Here is a 20,621-nt window from a genome sequence, read left to right as displayed (position 1 = left end):
AAAAAGGCGTCTGAGGTTGTTACTGTTATTATCACATTCCTCAGATCACCTGACGAAATTTGCTGCTTTAAGGTGCAGTGTAAAAATAATTTAATTCGCTACGCAAATTAAACGCGCTCTGTCTGTGACTTTTATCACCATAATCTTATTTGCGGTCGCCGTACCACTGGCTATCCTCCGCCACTTATTTTATGATCTGAAATATCAGGACGGCGCTCTCCTTTGCTGTCAGGGCAGCAAAGTCACCCTACGCTTAGGTTTGTTGGCACAACCGTCCACCACCGGTTTGAAAACTGCTTAAACGAGGTAAACTATGAGACTGATTCCTCTGGCGAACGCTTCCCAGGTAGGCAAATGGGCCGCACGCCACATTGTAAACCGCATCAACGCCTTTAAACCAACGGCAGAACGTCCTTTCGTTCTTGGCCTTCCTACCGGCGGCACGCCGCTCGAAGCCTACAAGCATCTTATCGAAATGCATAAAGCGGGCCAGGTTAGCTTTAAACATGTCGTCACCTTCAATATGGATGAATATGTCGGCCTGCCGAAAGAGCATCCGGAAAGCTACCACAGCTTTATGTATCGCAATTTTTTCGATCATGTTGATATTCCTCGCGAAAACATTAATCTTCTTAATGGAAATGCTGAGGACATTGACGCAGAATGTCGCCAGTATGAAGAGAAGATTCGCGCCTATGGAAAAATTCATCTCTTTATGGGCGGCGTCGGCAATGATGGACACATCGCCTTTAATGAACCGGCCTCTTCGCTGGCGTCCCGCACCCGTATTAAAACGCTGACGCACGACACGCGCGTGGCGAACTCGCGTTTCTTCGACGGCGATGTGAATCAGGTGCCGAAATATGCGTTGACGGTCGGCGTCGGCACGCTGCTGGATGCGGAGGAGGTGATGATTCTGGTGACCGGCCATGTTAAGGCGCAGGCGCTTCAGGCAGCGGTAGAAGGCAACGTTAACCATATGTGGACCATTAGCTGCCTGCAGCTGCACCCGAAAGCCGTTGTGGTTTGCGATGAGCCTTCCACCATGGAGCTGAAGGTCAAAACGGTTAAATATTTCCGCGAGATGGAAGCGGAAAATATGCAGGGTTTATAAACAGTGATTTGACAACCTGTCCGGCCAGCGTGCCGGGCAGATGCCGCTTTAGTCGGGAGAATATTATGTACGCTTTAGTGAATGGCCGCCTGTTTACCGGTCATGAAATTCTGGATGATCATGCCGTTGTGATTAAAGACGGCCTGATTGAGCGCGTCTGCCCTACCAGCGAACTGCCCGCGGAATGCGAACAGCGCGACGTGAGCGGCGCGCTGGTCTCTCCCGGTTTCATCGACGTTCAGTTAAACGGCTGCGGCGGCGTCCAGTTTAATGACAGTCTCGACGCGCTGAGCCTTGAAACGCTCGCCATCATGCAGAAAGCCAATGAGAAATCGGGCTGCACCAGCTTCCTGCCCACCCTTATCACCAGTTCCGATGAGCTGATGATCCGCGCGGTGGAAGTGATGCGCAGCTGGCTGACGCATCATCAGCATCAGGCGCTGGGCCTGCATCTGGAAGGTCCCTGGCTTAACGTCGCGAAAAAAGGCACGCACCACGCGGAGCTGATTCGCAAGCCTGAGCCCGCGCTGGTGAAATTCCTGTGCGATAACGCGGATGTGATTACGAAAGTGACGCTGGCGCCGGAAATGGCCGGTACGGAAGTGATCCGCCAGCTGCGCGACGCCGGCATTATCGTTTCCGCCGGTCACTCTCACGCTACCTATGCTGAGGCACGCAGCGGTTTCGCCGCTGGCGTCAGCTTTGCGACCCACCTATATAATGCGATGCCGACGCTGACCGGACGCGAACCGGGGCTGCTCGGCGCCCTGCTTGATACGCCGGAAGTCTACTGCGGCATTATCGCCGACGGTCTGCATGTGCATTACGCCAACGTACGCAACGCCAAACGCATTAAAGGCGATAAGCTGGTGTTGGTGACCGACGCGACCGCGCCAGCTGGTGCGAACATTGATCGGTTCATTTTTGCTGGCAAAACAATATACTATCGGGACGGGCTGTGCGTTGACGAAAACGGAACGCTGAGCGGATCGGCGCTGACTATGATTGAAGCGGTGCGTAACTGCGTTGAACATGTCGGCATTTCTCTGGATGAAACCTTGAGAATGGCGACGCTCTATCCAGCCCGCGCGATGGGCGTAGATAAGCAGTTAGGATCGATTGAAGCTGGAAAAGTAGCGAACCTGACGCTGTTTACGCGCGATTTTCACATTATCAAGACTATCGTTAACGGTAACGACGTCTTCAGCGAGTAATCATTGATGACCACTGGCGGCCAGGCACAAATAGGAAATGTCGACCTCGTAAAACAGTTAAACAGTGCAGCGGTCTACCGCCTGATTGACCAGCAGGGGCCGATATCCCGTATCCAGATTGCGGAACAGAGCCAGCTTGCGCCCGCCAGCGTCACAAAAATTACCCGCCAGCTGATTGAACGCGGCCTGATTAAAGAGGTGGATCAGCAGGCGTCCACCGGCGGCCGCCGCGCAATTTCCATCATTACCGAAACCCGCGGCTTTCACACCATCGGTGTCCGTCTTGGCCGCAATGACGCCACGGTGACGCTGTATGATCTAAGCGGCAAAGCGTTGGCGGAAGAGCACTACCCGCTGCCGCAGCGGACGCAGGAAACGCTGGAGCAGGCACTGTTCAACGCTATTGCCGATTTTTGCGCGGCCCACCAGCGTAAGATGCGCGAGCTGATCGCCATCGCTGTTATCCTGCCCGGTCTGGTCGATCCTGATAACGGCATCATCCGCTATATGCCGCATATTACGGTCAATAACTGGCCGCTGGTCGCCAACCTGCGTCAGCGGTTCAACGTGACCAGCTTTGTCGGCCACGATATCCGCAGCCTGGCGCTGGCGGAACACTATTTTGGTGCAAGCCGCGACTGTGCGGACTCTATTCTGGTGCGTTTACATCGCGGCACGGGCGCGGGCATTATCGCTAACGGCCAAATCTTCCTGGGCAGCAACGGTAACGTTGGCGAAATAGGCCACATCCAGGTCGATCCGTTAGGCGAACGCTGCCACTGCGGCAATTTTGGCTGCCTGGAAACCATTGCCGCCAACAGCGCGATTGAAAATCGGGTGCGCCATCTGCTTCAGCAGGGTTATTCCAGCACGCTTACGCTGGATGACTGTTCGATTCAGGCCATCAGCAAAGCGGCGAATCGGGGCGATGCGCTGGCGACAGAAGTCATTGAGCATGCCGGCCGCTATCTCGGTAAAGCGATCGCCATCGCCATCAACCTGTTTAACCCGCAAAAAATTGTGTTGGCTGGCGAGATCACCGAAGCGGAAAAAGTACTGTTCCCCGCTATTGAAAGCTGTATTAACACGCAGACGCTGAAGGCGTTTCACAAAAACTTGCCGGTGGTGCGTTCAGCGCTGAATCATCGTTCAGCGATCGGCGCTTTTGCGCTGGCGAAGCGAGCGATGCTGAACGGCACCTTACTGCAACGTCTGCTTGAAGAGTGACAGCGCAAACCAGCCCTGAGCGGCTGGTTTTTTTTCGCCTGCGCCCCATTCTGGTCGTTTTTTAAGCTCACCCCGCTGTTTTTTGCCGATCCAATAATTTTTACCGCTTTTTATTAGATGATATTCAACATTCCACCTTGAGCAACAACCTTTTTATCAGGAAAAAAGGAAAACGCTTGCATTGTATGCAGCAAATAGCGCATTTTCTTATTCATCACGCAACGACAGGCGTTGCTTATCCAATATTATGCAATGACAACATCGCCGTTAAGGTGAGATCAGGAGTAGGTTATGTGTTCAATCTTTGGTGTACTCGATCTGAAAAGCGACCCTTCAGAGCTGCGTAAGAAAGCGCTGGAGCTGTCACGTTTAATGCGTCATCGCGGCCCGGACTGGTCTGGCGTCTATGCCGATGACCACGCCATTCTGGCGCATGAGCGTCTTTCTATCGTCGACGTCAACAACGGCGCGCAGCCTCTTTACAACGCCGCACATACCCATGTTCTGGCCGTTAACGGTGAGATCTACAACCACCAGGCGCTACGCGCAGAGCTGAGCGACCGCTATGAATTCCAGACCGGCTCCGACTGCGAAGTGATCCTCGCGCTGTATCAGGAAAAAGGTGTCGACTTCCTTGACGACCTGCAGGGAATGTTCGCCTTCATTCTGTATGACAGTGAAAAGAAAAGCTGGCTTATCGGCCGCGACCATATCGGCATCATCCCGCTCTATATGGGCTTTGATGAGCATGGCAACCAGTTCGTCGCCTCAGAAATGAAAGCGCTGGTGCCGGTCTGCCGCACTATCAAAGAATTCCCGCCGGGAAGCTACCTCTCCAGCACCGACGGCGAAATTCGTCGCTACTACCAGCGCGACTGGATGGAGTATGACAATGTCGCGGATAAGGTGACTGACGCCGCCGCGCTGAAAAACGCGCTGGAAGAGTCGGTAAAAAGCCATCTGATGTCCGACGTGCCGTATGGCGTGCTGCTCTCCGGCGGTCTTGATTCCTCCATTATCTCTGCGGTGACCAAACGTTTTGCGGCGAAGCGCGTGGAAGATCAGGATCAGAGCGACGCCTGGTGGCCGCAGCTGCACTCATTCGCCATCGGTCTGGAAGGATCGCCCGATCTAAAAGCGGCGAAATCCGTCGCCGATCATCTCGGCACGGTGCATCACGAAATTCATTTCACCGTGCAGGAAGGGCTGGATGCGATCCGCGATGTGATCTATCACATCGAAACCTATGACGTGACGACGATTCGCGCCTCCACGCCGATGTACCTGATGTCGCGCAAGATCAAGGCGATGGGCATTAAGATGGTGCTTTCCGGCGAAGGCGCCGACGAAGTGTTCGGCGGCTATCTCTACTTCCATAAGGCGCCGAACGCCAAAGAGTTTCACGAAGAGAACGTGCGTAAGCTGTTGGCGCTGCATATGTATGACTGCGCGCGCGCCAACAAAGCGATGTCCGCCTGGGGCGTGGAAGCGCGCGTGCCCTTCCTGGACAAGAAATTCCTTGATGTGGCGATGAGCATCAACCCGCAGGATAAGATGTGCGGCAGCAACGGCAAGATGGAAAAACATATCTTGCGCGAATGCTTCTCCTCTTATCTGCCGGAAAGCGTGGCGTGGCGCCAAAAAGAGCAGTTCTCCGACGGCGTTGGCTACAGCTGGATCGATACGCTGAAAGAAGTGGCGGCGCAGCAGGTCACCGATCAGCAGTTGCAAACCGCGCACTATCGTTTCCCGTACAACACGCCGGCGTCGAAAGAAGCCTATCTCTATCGCGTGATTTTCGAAGAGCTGTTCCCGCTGCCGAGCGCGGCGGAATGTGTGCCGGGCGGTCCGTCCGTGGCCTGCTCTTCCGCCAAAGCGATTGAGTGGGATGAAGCGTTCAAAAAAATGGACGATCCGTCAGGCCGCGCGGTAGGCGTTCACCAGTCCGCCTATAAATGATTTACGCTTAAGCTGTTGTAAAAGCGGGCCTCTGCGGCCCGTTTTTTATTGCCTCTGCTGAAGTTGCGATCAAGAATTGATGTTTTTATCGTCATGCTGGTTACAAGCCAGTCAAACGACGCGTGAAAGGTATAAATCGGCAAAAAACTTGTTGACGCTGTTGAGCGCAATACGCATAATGCGCCCCGCAACGCCGATGAAGGTAACGCGAAAAAAGATGGCTACGTAGCTCAGCTGGTTAGAGCACAGCACTCATAATGCTGGGGTCACAGGTTCGATTCCCGTCGTAGCCACCATCTTTTTTGCGGGAGTGGCGAAATTGGTAGACGCACCAGATTTAGGTTCTGGCGCCGCAAGGTGTGCGAGTTCAAGTCTCGCCTCCCGCACCATTTCAGTCATCGGCAACGGATGGGGTATCGCCAAGCGGTAAGGCACCGGTTTTTGATACCGGCATTCCCTGGTTCGAATCCAGGTACCCCAGCCATAAATTCTGGTGTAACACAGATACGTGTTCGGATATTGGGATATCGCCAAGCGGTAAGGCACCGGTTTTTGATACCGGCATTCCCTGGTTCGAATCCAGGTATCCCAGCCACACCAGAAAGCAGTAAATCTGGCTACGTAGCTCAGCTGGTTAGAGCACATCACTCATAATGATGGGGTCACAGGTTCAAATCCCGTCGTAGCCACCATATTATTGGGGTATCGCCAAGCGGTAAGGCACCGGATTCTGATTCCGGCATTCCGAGGTTCGAATCCTCGTACCCCAGCCAATTACAAACTGTTTATCCCAATTTATTGGGGTGTCGCCAAGCGGTAAGGCACCGGATTCTGATTCCGGCATTCCGGGGTTCGAATCCCTGCACCCCAGCCAAACAGTGTGAAAAAGCCCGCTTCTGCGGGCTTTTTTGCGTCTGCGCACTGTGAAAAATCAACGGGCAGATCGCCTGCCCGTCATGCTTTTTATAATCCCAACGCGTAACGCAGCGCCTGACGCTTCAGCAGGCCGCCGCGCTCGGCCGCCATCAGCCCGATATTGCGCAGCAGGCGCAGCGGCGGCAGACGATTGCTGAAGGCGAAATAAAAAAGATCCATTCCGCTCTGCATCAGCAGATTATCTTTCTGCCGCTGGCGCTGATAGCGTTGCAGCACGCGCTCGGAGGCCCACTCCTCGGCCCGATCGCGCGCCTCGGTTAACACATCGATCAGCGCGTCGACATCGCGATAGCCGAGATTAACGCCCTGCCCCGCCAGCGGATTAATGGTGTGCGCCGCGTCGCCGACCAGCGCCAGCCCTGGCAGAACATAGTGGTTGGCGTGGCGACGCACCAGCGGGAACGAGGCGGCCTGCTGAACACGAAAGCGGCCCAGCCGCGCCGGGAAACAGCGCGCCACCTCTTTTTGCAGCTGCTCCGGCGGCAGCGACTGCAGCTGGCGGATGCGCGCCGGATGATCGTACCAGACCAACGACGCCCAGCGGCCATAGAGCGGCAACAGCGCGTGCGGGCCGTCCGGCGTAAAGTGCTGCCAGGTGGTGTCGCCCGCGTCATGATCCAGCTCAACGCTTATCAACATGCAGGACTGGCTGTAGTTCCAACCCTGAATGCCGATGCCGGTCAGCTGACGCACCTGCGAATTTGCGCCGTCGGCGCCAATGACCAGACGAGCCGTCAGCTGTTGCCCATCGGCTAATCCCAGCCGCCAGCCGCCGCTATGCTGTTCAAGCGTTTGCAGTTTCGCCGGCGCGAACAGCGTGACCGGCTGTTCCTGCAACCGCTGCCACAGCGCCAGCTGCAGCACGCTGTTCTCCACCATATAACCCAGCTCCGGCAATCCCAGGCTCGCGGCGTCGAACTGCACGCGCGCCGTCTGCCACTCCCAGGTTTCCAGCTTGCGGTAGGGCGCGCAGCGCATCTGCTCCACGCGTTGCCATACATCCAGCGACTTCAACAACGCCACCGAGGCGCAGCCGATAGCGGAAATGCGAATGTCGGGCGGCGCTTCCGCATTGAATTCAGGCGGCGTTTCGCGCTCCAGCACCGCTACCTGAAACCCCTGCTGCGTCAGCCCGCTGGCTAACGCCGCGCCCACCATGCCGCCGCCCACGACGACGATATCGAAATGCGTTTGGTGCATAAATGTATCCTTCTGTGCCCTGCCGTCTCGCTGCGGCAGGTCAGCGAACCTGTCAGATAAAGTGTACCGGAAATCGCGCGAAAAACAGAAAAGCCTCGAGACTGGTCACAACAGCAGCAAAGCATTACAATACGCGCCCTGCAATCCTTCCTGCACTGATAAATGGCAAGTTAGATGAGTAAAAAACTGCATATCAAAACCTGGGGCTGTCAGATGAACGAATACGATTCATCTAAAATGGCCGACCTGCTGGATAGTACGCACGGCTATACCCTCACGGACGTAGCGGAAGAGGCTGATATTCTGCTGCTTAACACCTGTTCCATCCGCGAAAAAGCGCAGGAGAAGGTGTTCCATCAGCTGGGCCGCTGGAAGACGCTGAAAGAGCGCAACCCGGAATTAATTATCGGCGTGGGCGGCTGCGTCGCCTCGCAGGAAGGTGACCATATACGTCAGCGCGCCAGCTATGTCGATATCGTTTTCGGTCCGCAAACCCTGCATCGCCTGCCGGAGATGATCAACTCCGTACGCGGCACGAAAAGCCCGGTGGTGGACATCAGTTTCCCGGAGATCGAAAAATTCGACCGTCTGCCGGAGCCGCGCGCCGAAGGCCCGACGGCGTTTGTTTCCATCATGGAAGGCTGCAACAAATACTGCACCTTCTGCGTGGTGCCCTATACCCGCGGCGAAGAAGTCAGCCGTCCCTGCGACGACATTCTGCTGGAGATCGCGCAGCTGGCGGCGCAGGGCGTGCGTGAAGTCAATCTGCTGGGACAGAACGTCAACGCTTACCGCGGTGCGACCTATGACGGCGGCATCTGCACCTTCGCAGAGCTGCTGCGTCTGGTCGCCGCGATCGACGGCATCGATCGCATTCGCTTTACCACCAGCCATCCGATCGAATTCACCGATGACATTATCGAAGTTTATCGCGATACGCCGGAGCTGGTGAGCTTCCTGCATCTGCCGGTGCAGAGCGGCGCCGACCGCATTCTGACGCTGATGAAGCGCGCCCACACCGCGCTGGAATACAAGGCGATTATTCGCAAGCTGAAAGAGGCGCGCCCGAATATTCAGATTAGCTCCGATTTCATCATCGGCTTCCCTGGGGAAACGCAGGAAGACTTTGAAAAAACTATGAAGCTGATCGCCGACGTTAACTTCGATATGAGCTTTAGCTTTATCTACTCCGCGCGTCCGGGCACCCCGGCGGCCGACCTGCCGGACGACGTCAGCGAAGAGGAGAAAAAGCAGCGCCTTTATATCCTGCAGGATCGCATCAACCAGCAGGCGATGGCGTGGAGCCGCCGCATGCTTGGCACCGTGCAGCGCATCCTGGTGGAAGGCCCGTCGCGTAAGAACGTGATGGAGCTCTCTGGCCGTACCGAAAACAACCGCGTGGTGAACTTTGAAGGCACCCCGGAGATGATCGGCAAATTCGTCGATGTGGAAATTGTCGACGTTTACACCAACTCGCTGCGCGGCGTGGTGGTGCGTACCGAAGATCAGATGGGTCTGCGCGTAGTGGAAAGCCCTGAATCGGTCATCGCGCGCACGCGCAAAGAGAACGAAATCGGCGTAGGCGTCTGGCAGCCCTGATGCGACTGCGACCTGCGGCGGGCGCCCTTGCCCGCCGCACTATTTCATTTCATTACGCTTGCTTTCTGAAAGCCGCGCCCAAATATCCGCTTTATGGCTTGCGCCTTTCTGTCATGACATAAATACTTCAGCTATGGCTAGCCTGCCTGTCAGGCGTAAGTACCCTGTTATTTCTCAACCTGGCCCTGAGCGACCCAAAGGATTAGTTTGAATATCGAAACTCGTGAAATAGTGTTAGAACCTGCGGATAACCAGCGCCTGCAAAGCCTGTGCGGCCCGTTTGACGATAACGTGAAACAGCTTGAGCGCCGGTTAGGCATTGAAATCAGCCGCCGCGATAACAGCTTTAAGCTGGTCGGACGCGCCATCTGCGTCAACGCCGCCGTGGATATCCTGCGTAATCTCTATGTCGATACCGCGCCGGTGCGCGGCGTGATCCCGGACATTGAGCCGGAGCAGATTCATCTGGCGATCAAAGAGAGCCGCGTGCTGGAGCAGACGGCGGAAAGCGTGCCGGAATATGGCAAAGCGGTGAACATCAAGACAAAGCGCGGCGTCATCAAGCCGCGTACGCCGAATCAGGCGCAGTATATCGCCCATATTCTCGACCATGACATTACCTTCGGCGTCGGTCCGGCCGGTACCGGTAAAACCTACCTGGCGGTCGCGGCGGCGGTGGATGCGCTGGAGCGTCAGGAGATACGCCGTATCCTGCTGACGCGTCCGGCGGTCGAAGCGGGTGAAAAGCTGGGCTTCCTGCCGGGCGATTTAAGCCAGAAGGTTGACCCTTACCTGCGCCCGCTGTATGACGCGCTGTTTGAGATGCTGGGCTTTGAGCGCGTCGAGAAACTGATGGAGCGCAACGTCATTGAAGTGGCGCCGTTGGCCTATATGCGCGGCCGCACTCTGAACGACGCCTTTATTATTCTCGATGAGAGTCAGAACACCACCATCGAACAGATGAAGATGTTCCTGACGCGCATCGGCTTTAACTCGAAAGCGGTCATTACCGGCGACATCACCCAAATCGACCTGCCGCGCAACGCCAAATCGGGCCTGCGCCACGCGATCGAAGTGCTGTCGGACGTCGAAGAGATCAGCTTTAACTTCTTCCATAGCGAAGATGTGGTGCGCCATCCGGTGGTCGCCCGCATCGTTACCGCCTATGAGGCGTGGGAAGAAGCGGACCAAAAACGCCGCGATAAGCAGGCGGAAGAACGCAAGCGCGAAGCGCTGGCGATGCAGGCGGCACAGGAACAGAAATGAGTCAGGTTATTCTCGATTTACAGCTTGCCTGCGAGCAGGCTGAAGGGCTTCCCGACGAAGCGGATTTTCGCCGCTGGCTGGAGGCGGTGCTGCCACAGTTTCAGCCGGAAAGCGAAGTCACTATCCGCATTGTCGACGAAGCGGAAAGCAATGAGCTTAACCTTACCTATCGCGGGAAAGATAAGCCCACCAACGTGCTTTCTTTCCCGTTTGAAGCGCCGGCCGGCATAGAATTGCCGCTGCTGGGCGATCTGATCATTTGCCGCCAGGTTGTTGAACAGGAAGCGCAGGAGCAGGAGAAGGCGCTGGGGGCGCACTGGGCGCACATGGTTATTCATGGCAGCCTGCATTTGCTTGGCTACGACCATATTGAAGATGATGAAGCCGAAGAGATGGAATCGCTGGAGACTGAGATAATGCTTGCTCTTGGTTATCCCGATCCGTACATTTCGGAGAAAGAGGCGCCGTAACAGGCAGCCTGTTGTCAGACCCTGCCGGCGAAGCGCTGGCAGGCCGATTCTTATAAAGAGAGACCCATAACAGAACGCCATGAGCGACGACCATTCACAAAACAGCGACAGTCCCAGTAGCAAAAAGGGATTTTTCTCCCTCATTCTCAACCAGCTTTTTCACGACGAACCAAAGAACCGTGAAGAGTTGCTGGAACTTATTCGTGATTCCGAACAGAACGAGCTGATCGATCAGGATACGCGTGACATGCTGGAAGGCGTCATGGATATCGCCGAGCAGCGCGTGCGAGATATCATGATCCCCCGCTCCCAGATGATTACCCTGAAGCGTAATCAGAGTCTGGAAGAGTGCCTGCAAGTTATCGTCGAATCCGCCCACTCCCGTTTCCCGGTGATCAGCGAAGATAAAGATCACGTGGAAGGCATTCTGATGGCGAAAGATCTGCTGCCCTTTATGAGCAGCGGCTCCGAACCTTTCAGCATGGAAAAGGTGCTGCGTCCGGCGGTCGTGGTGCCGGAAAGCAAACGCGTCGACCGCATGCTGAAAGAGTTCCGCTCGCAGCGCTATCATATGGCGATTGTGATTGATGAGTTCGGCGGCGTATCGGGTCTGGTGACCATCGAGGATATCCTTGAACTGATCGTCGGCGAAATCGAAGATGAGTATGACGACGAAGAAGATCGCGATATTCGTCAGCTGAGCCGCCATACCTTTACCGTGCGCGCCCTGACGCCGATTGAGGACTTTAACGAGGTCTTCGAGACGCATTTCAGCGATGAAGAGGTGGATACCATCGGCGGTCTGGTGATGCAGGGCTTCGGTCATCTGCCGGCGCGCGGCGAAAGCATTGAGATTGAGGGCTATCAGTTTAAAGTCGCGATGTCAGACAGTCGTCGTATCATCCAGGTTCATGTCAGAATACCGGAAAATGCGCCGCTGCCTACGCTGGATGAATAATGCATTAATGGCTATCGCCTCCATTCTGGATAAATAACATATTTATGGCTATCGCCTCTGTTTATGCCCGTCAGCAGGTTCGCCTGCTGCTGGCTTTGTTTGCTGGCGCCGCCGGCACCCTTGCTTTTTCCCCCTATGATTTCTGGCCTGCCGCCCTAATCTCTCTTATTGGGCTACAGGCGTTAACATTGCAGCGCACCACGCCGCAGGCTGCCGCCATTGGCTTCGCCTGGGGTTTCGGGTTGTTCGGCAGCGGCATTAACTGGGTTTACGTCAGCATCGCCACTTTCGGCGGCATGCCCGGCCCGGTTAACGTGCTGCTGGTAATTCTGCTGGCCGCTTATCTGGCGCTCTACCCGCTGTTGTTTGCGGCGGTGCTCAATCGCCTCGCGCCGCGCGCCACGCTGCTAAGGCTGACACTGCTGGCGCCGGTCGCCTGGCAGGTGAGCGAATTCCTGCGCGGCTGGATTCTGACCGGCTTTCCCTGGTTGCAGTTCGGCTACAGCCAGATCGACGGCCCGCTGAAAGGCCTGGCGCCGCTGGCTGGCGTGGAGTCGGTCACGTTCGTGCTGATGATTATCGCCGGGCTGGCAACCTGCGCGCTGGCGCAGCGTCGTCTGTGGCCGGCGCTGGCGGCGCTGGCGCTGCTGCTGCTGCCCTGGCCGCTGCGCTATATCAACTGGTATCAGCCGCAGCCGACGCGCGCGGTGGATGTCGCGCTGGTGCAGGGCAATATCCCCCAATCGCTGAAATGGGACCCAGAGCAGCTGCGCAATACGCTGCGCATCTACAGCGACAGCAGCCGCCCTTTTATTGGCAAAGCGCCGTTAATTATCTGGCCTGAGTCGGCGATATCCGATTTGGAAGTCAACCAGCAGCCGTTTTTACACGGGCTGGATAGCGCGATGCGAGGCGGCGACAGCACGCTGATTACCGGTATTGTCGATTCCCGGCTGGAGAGCAATCGCTATTACGATTACAACTCGGTTATCGTGCTGGGCGGCAACAAACCTTATGACTATTACGGCGGCAACCGTTATCAGAAGAATCATCTGGTGCCTTTCGGCGAATTTGTGCCGCTGGAGGCGTTGCTGCGACCGCTGGCGCCCTTCTTCGATCTGCCGATGTCCTCTTTCAGTCGCGGCGACTATATTCAACCGCAGCTGAAGGCGGCGGGCTATAACCTGACGACGGCGATCTGCTATGAGATCGTGCTGGGACAGCAGGTGCGCGATAATTTCCGCCCCGATACCGATTTTCTGTTGACCGTCTCCAACGACGCCTGGTTCGGCCACTCTATCGGTCCCTGGCAGCATTTCCAGATGGCGCGCATGCGGGCGCTGGAGCTGGGCCGTCCGCTGCTGCGCAGTACCAATAATGGCGTTACCGCCGTAGTTGGCGCGGACGGTGCCGTACAGCAGATTATCCCGCAGTTTACGCGTCAGGTGCTGGAAGCACGCGTCGCGCCCACAACCGGCCTGACGCCGTATGCCCGCACCGGCAACCTTACCGTCTGGCTGCTGACCCTGTTCTTTACGCTGGCGTCGGTCGTTACAGCGCGTCGCCTGCGTCGCTAAGGTTCTGACTACAGGCGAAGCCAATGCGCTTCGCCTGTTCTCCTTCCCTCTTTTCTGCCTGTTTTCATCAAAACGACATCTTTGCCTCTTAACGTGGATGGCACAGCCTTTGCATTACCTGAGTAGCGAAACCGCATTTAACCGGGTTGAAGTCCGGCCGCAGCTGCTAATGCACTTATTAGGGTCAGTGCCTGCTCCGCTTTAGGGCGGCAGAAAAAAAATGCATTAATTTGGTGCGGCGAGCTTCGCAAAAAACAAACTTTTTTGTTTCATTACGTTAACATTCCGCTATGTTAAGAGCTATTCAGATCCTTTCTGGAAAGACACGACAAGAAAAGCGGCAGGCCATACACAACATTATCTCGGTCCCTGTATCAGGCGACCAAACGACAAAGGAGTTGGAACATGCAGATGCGTAAAGCGGCGCTGTCTCTTCTGTTGCTCAGTGCAGCGGCAGGCGCAGCCCAGGCAGAAGAACTCACCGGCACGCTGAAAAAAATCAATGATAACGGCGTTATCGTGGTCGGCCATCGCGAGTCTTCTGTTCCCTTTTCTTATTATGACAATCAGCAAAAAGTGGTCGGTTACTCGCAGGCCTACTCCAACGCCATTGTTGAAGCGATCAAGACAAAGCTGAACAAGCCCGATTTGCAGGTGAAAATGCTGCCCGTCACTTCGCAGAACCGTATTCCGCTGCTGCAAAACGGCACTTATGACTTCGAATGCGGCTCGACCACCAATAACCTGGAGCGTCAGAAACAGGCCGCGTTCTCAGACACCATTTTCGTTATCGGCACGCGCCTGCTGGTGAAAAAAGGCAGTCCAATTAAAGATTTCGCCGATCTGCAAGGCAAAACTGTCGTTGTGACTTCCGGCACCACTTCTGAAGTGCTGCTGCACAAGCTCAACGATGAGAAAAAAATGGAAATGCGCATTATCAGCGCGAAAGATCACGGCGACTCTTTCCGCACCCTGGAAACCGGCCGCGCCGTGGCCTTTATGATGGATGACGCTCTGCTGGCTGGCGAACGCGCTAAAGCGAAGAAGCCGGACAACTGGGAAATTGTCGGCACGCCGCAATCGAAAGAAGCCTACGGCTGTATGCTGCGTAAAGACGATCCGGCGTTTAAGACGCTGGTCGATGAAACCATCGCTAAAGCGCAGACCTCAGGCCAGGCGGAAAAATGGTTTGATACCTGGTTCAAGCAGCCTATTCCGCCGAAAAATCTCAATATGAACTTTGCGCTTTCCGAAGATATGAAAGCGCTGTTCAAATCGCCGAATGATAAAGCTTTAAATTAATTACAACGAAAACAGGGGCGATTCGTCGCCCACTCGATTGCTGAAAACAGGCTCGGACAGACAGCGCCCGTCGGTCGTTCCCCGACAGGCGTTCCACAGAAGCCTCTCATCAATCTTCAGGGTAGCTTAGCTACCCTTTTTTACCGGAGTTAGTTATGGGTATTAACTGGAACTGGGGCATCTTTTTCGAACAGGCCCCGTTCGGCAACACCACCTACCTCGGCTGGCTGTGGTCAGGTTTGCAAACCACGCTCGCCGTCTCAGTCTGCGCCTGGATTATCGCCTTCTTTGTCGGCTCTTTTTTCGGCATTTTGCGTACCACGCCCAACCGTCTGTTTTCCGCCATCGGCACCTGTTATGTCGAGTTGTTCCGCAATATTCCTCTGATTGTGCAGTTCTTTTTCTGGTATCTGGTGGCGCCGGAGCTGGTGGGCGAAGATCTGGGGATGTGGTTTAAATCGGAACTCGATCCTAATCTGCAGTTTTTCCTTTCATCCACCATCTGCCTCGGCCTGTTTACCGCCGCGCGCGTTTGCGAGCAGGTGCGCGCGGCGATTCAGTCGCTGCCGAGCGGGCAACGCAACGCAGGGCTGGCAATGGGGCTGACGCTGCCGCAAACCTATCGGTATGTGCTGCTGCCTAACGCCTATCGCGTCATCGTGCCGCCGATGACCTCGGAAATGCTGAACCTGGTGAAAAACTCCGCTATCGCCTCCACTATCGGGTTGGTCGATATGGCGGCGCAGGCAGGCAAGCTGCTGGACTATTCGGCGCATGCCTATGAATCTTTTACCGCAATTACCCTGGCCTATATCGCTATTAACCTGGTGATTATGCTGGTGATGAGCCTGGTAGAGCGTAAGGTGCGACTGCCAGGCAATACAGGGAGCAAATAATGTACGAGTTTGACTGGAGTTCCATCATTCCCAGCCTGCCCTATTTGCTTAACGGCCTGGTGATTACCCTTAAAATCACCGTAACGGCGGTGGTGTTCGGCATTATCTGGGGCACCCTGCTGGCGGTGATGCGCCTCTCAGCCTTTAAGCCGATCAGCTGGTTCGCCCGGCTGTACGTCAACCTGTTCCGATCCGTACCGCTGGTAATGGTGCTGCTGTGGTTCTATCTGGTGGTGCCGAGCTTTCTTCAGCAGGTGCTGGGGCTGTCGCCCAAAACCGACATTCGCCTGATATCGGCGATGGTCGCCTTCTCGCTGTTTGAGGCGGCCTACTACGCGGAAATCATCCGCGCGGGCATCCTGAGCGTGTCGCGCGGCCAGGGCAACGCCGGACTGGCGCTGGGCATGACCCCTTTTCAGACCATGCGGCTCATTATTCTGCCGCAGGCGTTTCGCGCTATGGTGCCGCTGCTGCTGACACAGGGCATCGTCCTGTTTCAGGATACCTCGCTGGTGTATGTCCTTAGCCTGGCCGACTTCTTCCGCACCGCTTCCTCTATCGGCGAACGTGACGGTACGCAGGTTGAGATGATCCTGTTCGCCGGTCTGGTCTATTTCGTTATCAGTATTAGTGCTTCAACGCTGGTCAGCTATCTAAAAAGAAAAAGGACGGTATAAATGATTACCCTGAAAAACGTTTCAAAGTGGTATGGTCACTTTCAGGTGCTGACCGATTGCTCAACTCAGGTAAATAAAGGCGAAGTCGTGGTGGTCTGCGGCCCTTCCGGCTCCGGCAAGTCAACGCTGATTAAAACCGTTAACGGTCTGGAGCCAATTCAGCAGGGCACGATTGAAGTCAACGGCATCCAGCTAAACAATAAGAAAACCAATATGGCGCAGCTGCGTTCTAAAGTGGGCATGGTTTTCCAGCATTTCGAACTGTTTCCTCATCTCAGCATTCTCGAAAACCTGACGTTGGCGCAGATAAAGGTGCTGAAGCGCAACAAAGACGCTGCGCGCGAAAAAGGGCTCAAGCTGCTGGATCGCGTCGGCCTGTCGGCGCACGCCAATAAATTCCCCGGCCAGCTTTCCGGCGGCCAGCAGCAGCGCGTGGCCATCGCGCGCGCGCTCTGTATGGACCCGGTGGCGATGCTGTTTGACGAACCCACCTCCGCGCTTGACCCGGAAATGATTAACGAAGTGCTGGATGTGATGGTCGAGCTGGCTCATGAAGGCATGACCATGATGGTGGTGACCCATGAAATGGGCTTTGCGCGCAAGGTGGCCAACCGGGTGATCTTTATGGACGAAGGAAAGATTATCGAAGATACGCAAAAAGAGTCCTTTTTCGCCAACCCACGGTCCGACCGCGCTAAAGATTTTCTGGCGAAGATTCTGCACTAAGATCACAGGCGGCCTGCGGCCGTCGCAGACCGCTAACAAACTTCAATAGATGTCACAGACCTGTGAGCGAAGCATCCCGCGCCATAAACGGCACGGGACAATCAGGCAGAGATGCCGTTTTTTGCATCTTTGCGAATCAGCCATGACGCCTGATATGGCACGTTGTCAATTACCTTCGGCGGCCTGAGGCCGCCTGCGTTCAGGGCGTAAACGGTTGACGTTGAAAATGGTCGTGCCCACACTCCGGGCAGAGCGTCAGCGTCTCCGGGGTATAGATAGCGCGGGTGAAATGGCATTTTTCACATACAAGGTTGCCCAACCCCACCACTTCGCCGCTCTGATAGACGCCGTGATGATTGAGATCCTGAAACACTTCGCGCCACTCAAGCTGACTTTTATCGGTGATATCGGCCAGCTCTTTCCACAGGCTTTCACGCACCACGCGCATAAACACGCTGTCGGTCAGATCGCTTTCATTTTCGTTATAGCTGCGGGCAAACTCTTCTAAATCGCGCCGCACCGCACGCGTGACGTCGTTAACTTCGCTGCGTGATAAATCGCCTTCCATCATCAGCTGCTGCCGGGCCTGTTCGACCATGCCGTCAATATCCCGCTCTCCCTGCAGCAAGCGCTCGCTCAGGGAAGAGACCAGCTGATGATAATGCTGCGCCACCTTATTCATATTTTCTCCTGTTATCCGCGGTGAACCTCCGTTTAATTCTAGCGCTTATCGCGGATTTGCTTCGCCCGCGCCGCGTTTCGCTGAAAATTTTGCAGGCGTTCTTCCAGCTTGCAGAGAAATGGACCGACGGCGGCCGTCAGGTGTTGTTGCGGCAAAGCCTTATCGGCTATGCTATGCGGATCTTAATCTACACAGTTCAGGCTTCGCGCTATTCATAAAGGACCACAGGCTGCCATGCAAGAGCAATACCGCCCGGAAGAGATAGAATCCCGTGTCCAGCAACACTGGGATGACCAACAGACGTTCAAAGTGACCGAAGAAGAAGGCAAAGAGAAATATTACTGCCTCTCGATGCTGCCCTATCCTTCTGGCCGCCTACATATGGGCCATGTGCGCAACTACACCATTGGCGATGTGATCGCCCGCTACCAGCGCATGCTGGGCAAAAACGTGCTGCAGCCGATCGGCTGGGACGCGTTCGGTCTGCCTGCGGAAGGCGCGGCGGTTAAAAACAACACGGCGCCCGCGCCCTGGACCTATGCCAATATCGACTATATGAAGAACCAGCTGAAGCTGCTGGGTTTTGGTTACGACTGGAGTCGCGAACTGGCTACCTGTAAACCCGACTACTACCGCTGGGAACAGTGGTTCTTCACCAAACTGTATGAAAAAGGCCTGGTTTACAAAAAAACCTCGGCGGTGAACTGGTGCCCGAACGATCAGACCGTGCTGGCCAACGAACAGGTTATCGACGGCTGCTGCTGGCGCTGCGACACCAAAGTCGAGCGCAAAGAGATCCCGCAGTGGTTTATTAAGATTACTGATTACGCCGATGAGCTGCTGAACGATCTGGACAAGCTGGAAGACTGGCCGGAACAGGTCAAAACCATGCAGCGCAACTGGATCGGCCGCTCTGAAGGGGTAGAAATCACTTTTGACGTGGCGGAAAGCGAAGAGAAAGTCACCGTCTACACTACGCGTCCCGACACCTTTATGGGCGCCACCTATGTCGCCGTGGCGGCGGGTCATCCGCTGGCGACCCAGGCGTCAATGAATAATCCCGTGCTGGCCGACTTTATCGCTGAATGCCGCAACACCAAGGTGGCGGAAGCGGAAATGGCCACCATGGAGAAAAAAGGCATGCCGACCGGCCTGTTTGCCATCCACCCGCTGAGCGGCGATAAGGTGCCGGTATGGGTCGCGAACTTCGTGCTGATGGAATATGGCACCGGCGCGGTAATGGCGGTGCCGGCGCACGACCAACGCGACTGGGAGTTCGCCACTAAATACGATCTGCCGATCAAACCTGTCGTGCTGAACCTGGACGGCAGCGAGCCGGACGTCAGCGCCGCCGCAATGACTGAAAAAGGCGCGCTGTTCAACTCCGGCGAATTTAACGGTCTCGATCACGAAGCGGGCTTCAACGCCATCGCCAATAAGCTGGCGGAAAAAGGCGTCGGCGTGCGCAAGGTCAATTACCGTCTGCGCGACTGGGGCGTTTCCCGTCAGCGCTATTGGGGCGCGCCGATTCCGATGGTGACGCTGGAAGACGGCACCGTGATGCCGACGCCGGAAGATCAGCTGCCGGTGGTGCTGCCGGAAGATGTGGTCATGGACGGCATTACCAGCCCGATTAAAGCGGATCCTGAGTGGGCGAAAACCAGCGTCAACGGTCAGCCGGCGCTGCGTGAAACCGATACCTTCGATACCTTTATGGAATCGTCCTGGTACTACGCGCGCTATACCTGCCCAGATTACGATAAAGGCATGCTCGATCCGGCTGCGGCGAACTACTGGCTGCCGGTCGATCAGTATATCGGCGGCATTGAACACGCCATTATGCACCTGATGTACTTCCGCTTCTTCCACAAGCTGCTGCGCGACGCAGGCCTGGTTAACTCCGACGAGCCGGCGAAACGTCTGCTGTGTCAGGGCATGGTGCTGGCCGACGCTTTCTACTATGTCGGCGCCAACGGCGAGCGCAACTGGGTCTCTCCGGTAGATGTCACCGTCGAACGCGACGAGAAAGGCCGTATCGTGAAGGCTGTCGACGCCTCTGGCCGCGAAGTGATCTACGCAGGCATGAGCAAAATGTCGAAGTCCAAAAACAACGGCATCGACCCGCAGCTGATGGTAGAGCGTTACGGCGCCGATACGGTTCGTCTGTTTATGATGTTCGCTTCCCCGGCGGAAATGACGCTGGAGTGGCAGGAATCAGGCGTTGAAGGCGCCAACCGCTTCCTGAAGCGCGTCTGGAAGCTGGTTTACGACCACAGCCAGAAAGGCGCTGTCGCCGCGTTGGATCTGAACGGCCTTACCGACGATCAGAAAGCGCTGCGTCGCGATCTGCACAAAACCATTGCCAAGGTGTCCGATGATATTGGTCGTCGTCAGACCTTCAATACCGCCATCGCCGCCATTATGGAGCTGATGAACAAACTGGCGCGCGCGCCGCAGGAGAGCGAGCAGGATCGCGCGCTGCTGCAGGAAGCGCTGCTGGCCGTGGTGCGCATGCTCTACCCGTTCACCCCGCACGCCAGCTTTACGCTGTGGCAGGCGCTGGGCGGCGAAGGCGACGTCGACAACGCCCCCTGGCCGGTTGCGGATGAATCCGCTATGGTTGAAGACTCCGTGCTGGTAGTAGTACAGGTTAACGGCAAAGTGCGCGGTAAAATTACCGTGGCGGCGGATGCCACTCAGGAGCAGGTTCAGGCGCGTGCCGCGCAGGAACATCTGGTGGCAAAATACCTGGACGGCGTCACTATTCGTAAAGTGATTTACGTCCCGGGCAAACTGCTTAACCTGGTTGTGGGTTAAG

17 protein-coding genes and 7 tRNA genes are annotated in these 20,621 nt (G+C 55.9%); 22 read left to right on the top strand and 2 right to left on the bottom strand.

Annotated elements, in window-relative coordinates; all coding sequences use genetic code 11:
* Positions 1-313: 313 nt before the first annotated feature.
* The 11 genes from nagB to C2E16_RS06340 all read left to right on the top strand — a co-directional run bounded on the left by nagB (position 314) and on the right by C2E16_RS06340 (position 6,388).
* A complete protein-coding gene (gene nagB / locus C2E16_RS06390) occupies positions 314-1,114 on the top strand; it encodes a glucosamine-6-phosphate deaminase (protein WP_038627419.1) in 801 nt (266 codons plus the stop codon).
* A 65-nt stretch (positions 1,115-1,179) separates the two neighbouring features.
* Positions 1,180-2,328, top strand: coding sequence for an N-acetylglucosamine-6-phosphate deacetylase (gene nagA, locus C2E16_RS06385; protein WP_084970217.1), 1,149 nt, complete (start codon positions 1,180-1,182; stop codon positions 2,326-2,328).
* Positions 2,329-2,334: 6 nt separating this feature from the next.
* Positions 2,335-3,555 carry a DNA-binding transcriptional regulator NagC gene (gene nagC / locus C2E16_RS06380; protein ID WP_038627423.1) on the top strand — a complete coding sequence of 407 codons (1,221 nt, stop codon included), beginning with the start codon at positions 2,335-2,337 and terminating at the stop codon, positions 3,553-3,555.
* A gap of 291 nt (positions 3,556-3,846) precedes the next feature.
* Positions 3,847-5,514, top strand: a complete 1,668-nt coding sequence (asnB, locus tag C2E16_RS06375) for an asparagine synthase B (RefSeq protein ID WP_038627425.1) — start codon at positions 3,847-3,849, stop codon at positions 5,512-5,514.
* Between the two features lie 219 nt (positions 5,515-5,733).
* Positions 5,734-5,810, top strand: a tRNA-Met gene (locus C2E16_RS06370).
* A gap of 8 nt (positions 5,811-5,818) precedes the next feature.
* A tRNA-Leu gene (locus C2E16_RS06365) sits at positions 5,819-5,903 on the top strand.
* Between the two features lie 20 nt (positions 5,904-5,923).
* A tRNA-Gln gene (locus C2E16_RS06360) sits at positions 5,924-5,998 on the top strand.
* Positions 5,999-6,034: 36 nt separating this feature from the next.
* Positions 6,035-6,109: transfer RNA gene (locus tag C2E16_RS06355), tRNA-Gln, on the top strand.
* Positions 6,110-6,129: 20 nt separating this feature from the next.
* Positions 6,130-6,206: transfer RNA gene (locus C2E16_RS06350), tRNA-Met, on the top strand.
* Positions 6,207-6,212: 6 nt separating this feature from the next.
* Positions 6,213-6,287 (top strand) — tRNA-Gln (locus C2E16_RS06345).
* A 26-nt stretch (positions 6,288-6,313) separates the two neighbouring features.
* Positions 6,314-6,388: transfer RNA gene (locus tag C2E16_RS06340), tRNA-Gln, on the top strand.
* Between the two features lie 89 nt (positions 6,389-6,477).
* Here C2E16_RS06340 and ubiF read toward each other — a convergent pair.
* On the bottom strand, positions 6,478-7,650 hold the full coding sequence (ubiF, locus tag C2E16_RS06335; RefSeq protein WP_084970216.1) for a 3-demethoxyubiquinol 3-hydroxylase: 1,173 nt from the start codon (positions 7,648-7,650) through the stop codon (positions 6,478-6,480).
* A 174-nt stretch (positions 7,651-7,824) separates the two neighbouring features.
* Between ubiF and miaB the strand changes: the two genes are divergently transcribed.
* From miaB to C2E16_RS06290, 9 genes are all read left to right on the top strand, one after another.
* The gene (miaB, locus tag C2E16_RS06330; protein ID WP_038627429.1) at positions 7,825-9,249 is read left to right on the top strand and encodes a tRNA (N6-isopentenyl adenosine(37)-C2)-methylthiotransferase MiaB; all 1,425 of its coding nucleotides are present in this window, start codon (positions 7,825-7,827) and stop codon (positions 9,247-9,249) included.
* A 207-nt stretch (positions 9,250-9,456) separates the two neighbouring features.
* Complete coding sequence (locus C2E16_RS06325) at positions 9,457-10,515, top strand: PhoH family protein (protein WP_038627431.1); 1,059 nt, start codon at positions 9,457-9,459, stop codon at positions 10,513-10,515.
* Positions 10,512-10,985, top strand: a complete 474-nt coding sequence (gene ybeY / locus C2E16_RS06320) for an rRNA maturation RNase YbeY (RefSeq protein ID WP_084970215.1) — start codon at positions 10,512-10,514, stop codon at positions 10,983-10,985. Before C2E16_RS06325 ends, ybeY begins: the two co-directional genes overlap by 4 nt.
* A 79-nt stretch (positions 10,986-11,064) precedes the next feature.
* The gene (corC, locus tag C2E16_RS06315) at positions 11,065-11,943 is read left to right on the top strand and encodes a CNNM family magnesium/cobalt transport protein CorC (protein WP_038627435.1); all 879 of its coding nucleotides are present in this window, start codon (positions 11,065-11,067) and stop codon (positions 11,941-11,943) included.
* 44 nt (positions 11,944-11,987) lie between these two features.
* Complete coding sequence (gene lnt, locus C2E16_RS06310) at positions 11,988-13,520, top strand: apolipoprotein N-acyltransferase (protein WP_038627437.1); 1,533 nt, start codon at positions 11,988-11,990, stop codon at positions 13,518-13,520.
* Between the two features lie 405 nt (positions 13,521-13,925).
* Entirely contained in the window at positions 13,926-14,822 is an 897-nt protein-coding gene (locus tag C2E16_RS06305) for an amino acid ABC transporter substrate-binding protein (protein WP_038627439.1), read from the top strand.
* Positions 14,823-14,977: 155 nt separating this feature from the next.
* The gene (locus C2E16_RS06300) at positions 14,978-15,718 is read left to right on the top strand and encodes an amino acid ABC transporter permease (protein ID WP_038627441.1); all 741 of its coding nucleotides are present in this window, start codon (positions 14,978-14,980) and stop codon (positions 15,716-15,718) included.
* The gene (gene gltK / locus C2E16_RS06295) at positions 15,718-16,395 is read left to right on the top strand and encodes a glutamate/aspartate ABC transporter permease GltK (RefSeq protein WP_038627443.1); all 678 of its coding nucleotides are present in this window, start codon (positions 15,718-15,720) and stop codon (positions 16,393-16,395) included. The genes C2E16_RS06300 and gltK overlap by 1 nt, the downstream gene beginning before the upstream one ends.
* Positions 16,396-17,121: an amino acid ABC transporter ATP-binding protein gene (locus C2E16_RS06290; protein ID WP_038627445.1), complete on the top strand. Its 726-nt coding sequence runs from the start codon at positions 16,396-16,398 to the stop codon at positions 17,119-17,121.
* Positions 17,122-17,320: 199 nt separating this feature from the next.
* On the opposite strand, the gene C2E16_RS06285 is transcribed toward C2E16_RS06290, so the two are convergent.
* Positions 17,321-17,803 carry a zinc ribbon-containing protein gene (locus C2E16_RS06285; protein ID WP_104951449.1) on the bottom strand — a complete coding sequence of 161 codons (483 nt, stop codon included), beginning with the start codon at positions 17,801-17,803 and terminating at the stop codon, positions 17,321-17,323.
* Positions 17,804-17,823: 20 nt separating this feature from the next.
* Here C2E16_RS06285 and C2E16_RS06280 point away from each other — a divergent pair, with 20 nt between their 5' ends.
* The gene (locus C2E16_RS06280) at positions 17,824-18,021 is read left to right on the top strand and encodes a hypothetical protein (protein ID WP_084971216.1); all 198 of its coding nucleotides are present in this window, start codon (positions 17,824-17,826) and stop codon (positions 18,019-18,021) included.
* A gap of 16 nt (positions 18,022-18,037) precedes the next feature.
* Positions 18,038-20,620: a leucine--tRNA ligase gene (gene leuS / locus C2E16_RS06275; protein ID WP_104951448.1), complete on the top strand. Its 2,583-nt coding sequence runs from the start codon at positions 18,038-18,040 to the stop codon at positions 20,618-20,620.
* Position 20,621 lies beyond the last annotated feature (1 nt).

The organism is Mixta calida, from assembly GCF_002953215.1.
Classification (GTDB): domain Bacteria; phylum Pseudomonadota; class Gammaproteobacteria; order Enterobacterales; family Enterobacteriaceae; genus Mixta; species Mixta calida.
This window is presented reverse-complemented; position numbering and strand designations above follow the sequence as displayed.